The following is a 6,792-nucleotide window of genomic DNA, read 5'->3' on the forward strand; positions in this document are numbered from 1 at the left end:
GTGCCGGGCTAGCGTGGAAAGACGATGACCACCTCACTCGCCGACCACCTGCGGTCGCTGCCCGACGAGTCACTGGCCGCGCTCCTCCAGCTGCGCCCGAACACGGGCCCGGCACCAACGGGGCAAGACCCTAGCGCTCGCCGCCCTCTGCGGGCCGGTCCTCCAGATCCGCGGAACCGGCCGAACTCGTCGGCTTGTGCCCCTCCGTGGTCGGCACGACCGGCTCGGCGGGACCGCCCGCCGCATCCGCCTGGCCCTCAGCCGCCGAATCCCCGTCCAACAGAGCCGTCAGCGCGGCACCGGTGATCCGCCGGAACGTCCGCCCGATCCGCTGACGGTCCAGGACCGCCACCTCGAGCTGGTTCGCGGCGATCGTCCGGGCGGCACCGCCCTCACCACCGACGGTGCTCAACGCCTGCACCGCCACCCTGACCGCCTCGCCCAGGGACATGTCCGCCCGATGCTGCGACTTCAACACGCCGGTGATCGCCTCGGCCTGACCACCCATGGCCATCCGCCCCGGCTCGTCGTTCACCGAACCGTCATAGGTCAGCCGGTACAGCTCGTCCGCCTCCGGGGTGGCACCGACCTCCGCCACGCAGATCTCCACCTCGAACGGCTTCGACTGCTCGGTGAAGATGGCACCCAGGGTCTGCGCGAACGCGTTGGCCAGGGCCCGACCAGTGACGTCACGCCGGTCGTAGCTGAGCCCGTTCAGGTCGGCCATCCGGACACCGGCGCGGCGCAGGTTCTCGAACTCGTTGTACCGGCCGACCGCTGCGAACCCGATCCGGTCGTAAATCTCGCTGACCTTGTGCAGGGCGCTGGAAAGGTTCTCCGCGACGAAGAGGACCCCGCCGGAGTAGCTGAGGACCACCGCGCTGCGACCCCGAGCGATGCCCTTGCGGGCCAACTCGGAGCGGTCGCGCATGATCTGTTCGGGAGAGGCGTAGAACTGCATGGCCACGTCGGCGGTTCTCCTTACGGCGCTGTGCTGACGACTGCTGACTGGTGAGGTGCGGGTCTCAACCGCCCGGGTTCTCCATCCGGCCGGCAACCACACCCTCGGCGATCGCCGCCGTCTCGGTGTCGGTCAACCGGCGGGTGCCCTCGGCGGTCGCGGTCATCACCACGGGGTAGATCCGGCGGGTCAGATCCGGCCCACCGGTCGCGGTGTCGTCGTCGGCGGCGTCGTAGAGCGCCTCGACCGCTAGCCGCGTCGCGTCGTCCACGGACAACCCGGCCCGGAACCGCTTCTTCAACGCGGACTTCGCGAACAGCGACCCGGATCCGATCGCGTCGTAGCCGGTCTCCTCGTACGGGCCACCGGTCACGTCGAAGCTGAAGATCCGACCGGCGCGCGCCGGATCGGCGGCGGCCAGGTCGAAGCCGGCGAAGAGCGGCACCACTGCCAACCCCTGCATGGCCGCACCCAGATTGCCCCGGATCATCGAGGCCAACCGGTTGGCCTTACCGTCCAACGAGAGCATCGCGCCCTCGATCTTCTCGTAGTGCTCCAGCTCCACCTGGAACAGTCGCATCAGCTCGATGCCGATACCGGCGGTGCCCGCGATGCCGACCAGCGAGTACGCGTCGGCGGGGTGCACCTTCTCGATGTCGCGCTGGGCGATCAGGTTGCCCATGGTGGCCCGTCGGTCGCCCGCCATCACCACACCCTCGGCGGCCGCGATGGCCACGATGGTGGTCGCGTGCGGCGCCAGGTCGGCGGCCATGCCCGGCGGCAGCGGTCGCCGACCGGGCAACATCTCGGGGGCCACCCGACTCAGAAACGTCGTGAAGGAGGACGTCCCCGCGTTGGTGAACACATCTGGAAGACGCCCGGATGGATCAAAGCCCGCTGCCACGTGGTTCCTCTCAGGTACGTGATCGCCCTGGCCAGCCTCATGGGACTGTCACGGAACTGGCCAAGACCACCGTTGCAGTTGAAGCAGAGTATCCCGCGCACCCATCCGGTGCGATGATCGTGGTCCAGATGTTGCGGGTCGGCGCCGCCACAGATCGCGCAGACCCCGCCCTGCTCGGCCAGGAGCTCCTGAAACTCCTTCTCACCCACGCCGTACCGCCGCCGCAGGTGGTACTCGCGAGTTCCACCGTAGAGTCGCTGCGCTGTCTCCTTGCCACGGGCATTATGGCAGGGTTTGCAGTAGCTGTGCCGGCCGCTGGCTTTGGTCGTCGTGGTAGGAAAATCGTCGAGCGACTTGATCTGCTCGCAGTCCGGACACCACTTGAGACCCTCACCTACGGGCGTTGGCGACTTCTTCTGCGGAGCGACACCCCGCTTGCGTCGGCTCGCCTCCGACCGAATGGCGGCGCATGCTTTGCAGTAGAAAGCGAGGCCGTCTGCCCGCCGCCGATCACGGTGGAATTCCGTACTGGCCAGCGCTCTCTTGCATTGCGGGCACACCTTGTCCGAGGGGCACACCGAATCGGACATATGCCCCTACTCCCCCCCTTTCTGGACGTAGCCCCTCACGAATTCCTCTGCGTTCTCTTCGAGGACGGAGTCGATCTCGTCGAGGAGGTCGTCGACGTCCTCGGTGATCTCGGCGTGCCGCTCGGCCACCTCGGGGTTGGCCTCGGTGGTGACGTCCTCGATTTCCTCGCCCTGACGGGACTTGCCGGACTGCGACTGGCCGCCGCTGTCATGAGTGGCCATGGCTGTCTCCTCCACGATCGTCTGGGATGAAATCTACCCCGTGCAGACGACAGAAAGCCCTCACGTCCGCCGTGTTCGGGTCGGGGGCGTTCGATTGCGCCGAAGCGGTCAGCTCCGATGAGCCGATGCGTCGGCCAGGCCCGGGACCGGCGCCGGCTCGGGCTGCCCCCTTTTCCAACGCCTCCGCCAGTGGTGCCCGGGCCGTAGGCGGGGCGTCCAGTCCTTGAACCGCAACACCTGCTTCTCCACCAGATGCCGGGACAGGAACGCCAGGACGACGGTGAAGGCTCGGGGACAGCCTGGCATGCCACAGAGTGATTCCCGGTGGAGGCACCGGATCTCAGCCCCCGGTCAGTGTCTCCAACAGGTCCTTGGCGCTGGCGCAGCGGTCGAACAACGCCCCGACGTGCGCACGGGTGCCCCGCTCGGGTTCCATCATCGGCACCCGGACCAACGACTCCCGGCCCACGTCGAAGATCACCGAGTCCCAGCTCGCGGCGACCACCTCGGAGGCGTACTGAGCGAGGCAGCGGCCGCGGAAGTAGGCCCGGGTGTCCTCCGGTGGCTCGGTCATCGCGCTGCGCGTCTCGTCGTCGGTGAGCAGGGTCTTCATCGCTCCCCGGCTGACCAGGCGGTGGTAGAGGCCCTTCTCCGGCCGGACGTCGGAATATTGGAGGTCGACGAGTTGGAGCTTGTGCGAGCCCCAGCCGAGCTTCTCCCGCTCCCGATAGCCCTCCAGCAGCCGCAGCTTGGCCACCCAGTCCAGTTCGTCGGCGCAGAGCATCGGATCCCGGCCGAGCCGGTCCAGGACGCTCTCCCAGCGGTCGAGCACGTCGATGGTCTGCTCGTCGGCGTCGGTGCCGTACCGGTCGTCGACAAAGGACCGGACCCGCTCCAGGTACGCCCATTGCAGGTCGAGAGCGGTGAGCCGACGGCCGTCGCGCAGTCGCATCCGGTGCGTCAGAGAGGGGTCGTGGCTGACGGCGCGCAGCTCGCTGACCGGGTCGGCGATGCCGAGGTCAGCGCCAAGGGCCTTCTCCTCGATCATGGTGAGGATCAGCGCGGTGGTGCCCACCTTGAGGTAGGTGGAGATCTCGGAGAGGTTGGCGTCGCCGATGATGACGTGCAGCCGGCGGTACTTGTCGGCGTCGGCGTGCGGCTCGTCGCGGGTGTTGATGATCGGCCGTTTGAGGGTGGTCTCCAGGCCAACCTCGACCTCGAAGAAGTCGGCGCGCTGGGAGATCTGGAAGCCGCTCTGGCCGCCGTCCTGCCCGATGCCGACCCGGCCGGCGCCGCAGACGATCTGCCGGGTGACGAAGAACGGCGTCAGGTACGCCACGATGTCGGCGAACGGCGTCTGCCGGCGCATCAGGTAGTTCTCGTGGGCGCCGTAGCTGGCGCCCTTGTTGTCGGTGTTGTTCTTGTAGAGGTGGATCGGCTGGGTGCCCGGGATGGTGGCGGCCCGGCGGGACGCCTCGGCCATCACCCGCTCGCCGGCCTTGTCCCAGCGCACGATGTCCCTGGGGGTGGTGACCTCGGGGGTCGAGTATTCGGGGTGAGCGTGGTCCACGTAGAGCCGTGCGCCGTTGGTGAGTATCACGTTGGCCAGGCCGAGGTCTTCGTCCGCGAGGGCCTCGGCGGGGTCGTACGCGGCACCGGAGTAGGTGAAACCGCGGGCGTCGCGCAGCGGCGACTCTTCCTCGTAGTCCCACCGGGCCCGGCCGCCCCGGTTGAGTTCCGGACGTGCCCCATAGGCGTTGACCACCTGCGACGAGGTGACCATCGGGTTGGCTCCGGCCTGCCCGGGCACGGAGATGCCGTATTCGACCTCGGTGCCCATGATCCGTCTTACGCTCATCGACCTACCCGCTTCGCTCGCCCGACCCGGTCCACCGTCAGGTCGAGCGTAGTCCGCCCTGAGCGCCTGCACTCTGTAGGTGAGTGCCGGCGGGCCGGAACAGTTCGGTGGATTCGGTGTCGGAATGCTCAGCGGGCGGCGTCGGGTCGTCGGTCGCGGCGGTGCGGGTGGTCCAGACGAGCCACCCGAACAGCACCAGGCCGACGGTGGCGCTCAGCAGCGGGATCGCCGAGCCGACCACCGGGTGCCAGTCGCCGGCGAGGGGGTTGAGGCTGCTCAGCCCGATGTTGGCGGGCAGGCCGTTCTGCCAGCGGACCATCGTGTACGCCAGGCAGAAGAGTTGGATCGGCAGAAGGAGCAGCACGGCGAGTCGGGTGAACGAGCGGGCCCGGGCGATCTCGAAGCCGCGCTGTTCGGCGACCCACGCGGCGTAGAGCAGGACGCCGACCAACATGGGCAGCATGTAGCGGCCCTGGGTGACGAAGCCGCTCTCGTTGACCAGGGCGATCTGCATGAGGGAGGGGACGGCCACGCCGCCGCCGAGCAGCACGAGCAGGCGCCACCGGTCGAGCGTGCTGCCCCAGACGACCCCGATGAGCAGCAGCGCCCCGGCGACGAGCTGCCAGATCAGGTATGGCGGGGCGGGCATCCGGGTGTCCAGCCAGGAGGTGACCCCGACGATCTGGTCGAGGTATCCCCGCCACCGGTCGGCCTCGCGCAGGGCCGCCTGCCCGTAGGTGAGCCGATCGGCCGAGTAGTTGCCGAGGTCGGAGGTCTGTTGGCGGACGGACCAGGCGAGCACGGCGAGGGTGGACAGCACGATGCCACCTGCCCAGAGCTGCGCGGCCCGGTCCCGCAGAAGGCCGAGGAGGTTGCTGCGGCGCAGCGGGAAGGCGAACGCGACGAAGGCGGTCGCCAGCCAGAGCGGGCCGGTCTGGCGCAGCACCGCGAGGAGCAGCGCGCTGATCCCGACGAGGACGATGAGACCGCGCCGTGGACCGGGTGGACCGAGAAGCAGGGGGATGACCGCGCTGAAGAAGGCGATGCCGGCGGCGATCTCCAGGCCGTTCGGGTTGACAGCGCTGGCCATGTGCACGGCCATCGGGGTGGTGACGACGAGCAGGGCGCCCATCATGAGGCCACGGCGGGATCGGTTGCGGATCACGACGTACGCGCCGGCGAGCAGCGCGGCACAGCACAGGGCGCTGATCATGCGGGCGAGCAGGACGCCGGACCAGCCGGGCCAGAGCACTGTGGGTGCGCCGACGAGGGCGTAGTAGGCGGGGAAGTAACGACCGGCCCCGGTGCCGGTGCGGGTCGGTGTGTCATCGCTGCCGGGGGGCTGGGCGCAGGCCGCCGAGACTTCCTTCTTGAACTGCCAGCACTGCTCGCGGACGAGACCGCCGGGAACGGTCTGGAAGGCGCCGGTGCCCTTCTTCGCGTCGGCGGGCGGGGGCGCGATCTGCCCGGCGGCGACGCCGGCCGCTCGGACGATGTGCTCCCGCTCGTCCGGGGTGCCGTCGTAGGGGGCGGCCATCGACCAGGCGAAGATGATCAGGAAGAATGCGGCGAAGGCGAGGGCCCAGTGTCGTCGGCTTGTGTTCATGGTGGCCGCCGGGCTTCCGCCGGTGGCCGGCGGCGTCACTCTTCCGGGATCAGGCACGTCAACCTCGCGGCTCGCGCGGGCAGGCCCCGCTGGGTGGATGGACAGACGATAGACTCCCTCGTCGTCCTCACCGCTCCGGGTCCCCCCTTGGAGAACTCTTTGCTGTCACCTGTTGCCGATTCCGTCCGCCACCTGTCCCGACACAGCGCTGTGCGGTTCCTGGTCGTCGGGGGTCTGAGCGTTGCCGTGGACACGGGATCACTCTTCGTGTACCACGGAGTTCTCCGGATTGTCCTGCCGGTTGCGGCCGGCATGTCGTTCCTGACCTCGTTCTGGGTCAATTTCGGGCTGAACCGGGCGTGGTCGTTCGGCTCGTCCGCCCAGATGGTGCCGCAGGTGGGGCGCTACTTCGCGCTGGTCCTCGCCAACCTGACCGCCAACGTGGTGCTGGTGTCCGCGTTGACCTGGGCGGGCACGCCGTACCTGCTGGCGAAGCTGCTGGTGACGGCGTCGCTGTCGGCGGCGAACTACGTGGTGTCGAAGCGGTGGATCTTCGCCGCCTGACCGACGCCCTGGCATACCGCAGCGAGGGTGCCCACCATCCGGTGGGGACCCAAGCAGTTGGGGGTAGTTGTAATGGGGGGGGTTTGT

7 protein-coding genes are annotated in these 6,792 nt (G+C 68.8%); 1 reads left to right on the forward strand and 6 read right to left on the reverse strand.

Going from position 1 to position 6,792, the window contains the following annotated elements:
* Positions 1-130: 130 nt before the first annotated feature.
* From prcA to AB0C20_RS34165, 6 genes are all read right to left on the reverse strand, one after another.
* On the reverse strand, positions 131-967 hold the full coding sequence (gene prcA / locus AB0C20_RS34140; RefSeq protein WP_357186568.1) for a proteasome subunit alpha: 837 nt from the start codon (positions 965-967) through the stop codon (positions 131-133).
* Between the two features lie 58 nt (positions 968-1,025).
* Positions 1,026-1,865 carry a proteasome subunit beta gene (gene prcB / locus AB0C20_RS34145; RefSeq protein ID WP_210781714.1) on the reverse strand — a complete coding sequence of 280 codons (840 nt, stop codon included), beginning with the start codon at positions 1,863-1,865 and terminating at the stop codon, positions 1,026-1,028.
* Positions 1,784-2,455, reverse strand: a complete 672-nt coding sequence (locus AB0C20_RS34150) for an endonuclease VII domain-containing protein (RefSeq protein WP_357186572.1) — start codon at positions 2,453-2,455, stop codon at positions 1,784-1,786. Before AB0C20_RS34150 ends, prcB begins: the two co-directional genes overlap by 82 nt.
* Positions 2,456-2,461: 6 nt before the next feature.
* Positions 2,462-2,677, reverse strand: coding sequence for a ubiquitin-like protein Pup (locus tag AB0C20_RS34155; protein WP_088948111.1), 216 nt, complete (start codon positions 2,675-2,677; stop codon positions 2,462-2,464).
* Between the two features lie 340 nt (positions 2,678-3,017).
* Positions 3,018-4,535 carry a depupylase/deamidase Dop gene (gene dop, locus AB0C20_RS34160; protein WP_357186575.1) on the reverse strand — a complete coding sequence of 506 codons (1,518 nt, stop codon included), beginning with the start codon at positions 4,533-4,535 and terminating at the stop codon, positions 3,018-3,020.
* A gap of 37 nt (positions 4,536-4,572) precedes the next feature.
* Complete coding sequence (locus tag AB0C20_RS34165) at positions 4,573-6,141, reverse strand: DUF2142 domain-containing protein (RefSeq protein ID WP_357186578.1); 1,569 nt, start codon at positions 6,139-6,141, stop codon at positions 4,573-4,575.
* Between the two features lie 159 nt (positions 6,142-6,300).
* On the opposite strand from AB0C20_RS34165, the gene AB0C20_RS34170 reads away from it, so the two are divergent.
* Complete coding sequence (locus AB0C20_RS34170) at positions 6,301-6,705, forward strand: GtrA family protein (RefSeq protein WP_274526603.1); 405 nt, start codon at positions 6,301-6,303, stop codon at positions 6,703-6,705.
* Positions 6,706-6,792 lie beyond the last annotated feature (87 nt).

The sequence above is a fragment of the Micromonospora sp. NPDC048843 genome, assembly GCF_040649965.1.
In the GTDB taxonomy this organism is placed as follows: domain Bacteria; phylum Actinomycetota; class Actinomycetes; order Mycobacteriales; family Micromonosporaceae; genus Micromonospora; species Micromonospora hortensis.

Coding starts and splice junctions, on each gene's coding strand:
- AB0C20_RS34165 (WP_357186578.1), bottom strand. CDS start 6,141: ATGAACACAAGCCGACGACACTGGGCCCTCGCCTTCGCCGCATTCTTC.
- dop (WP_357186575.1), bottom strand. CDS start 4,535: ATGAGCGTAAGACGGATCATGGGCACCGAGGTCGAATACGGCATCTCC.
- AB0C20_RS34155 (WP_088948111.1), bottom strand. CDS start 2,677: ATGGCCACTCATGACAGCGGCGGCCAGTCGCAGTCCGGCAAGTCCCGT.
- AB0C20_RS34150 (WP_357186572.1), bottom strand. CDS start 2,455: ATGTCCGATTCGGTGTGCCCCTCGGACAAGGTGTGCCCGCAATGCAAG.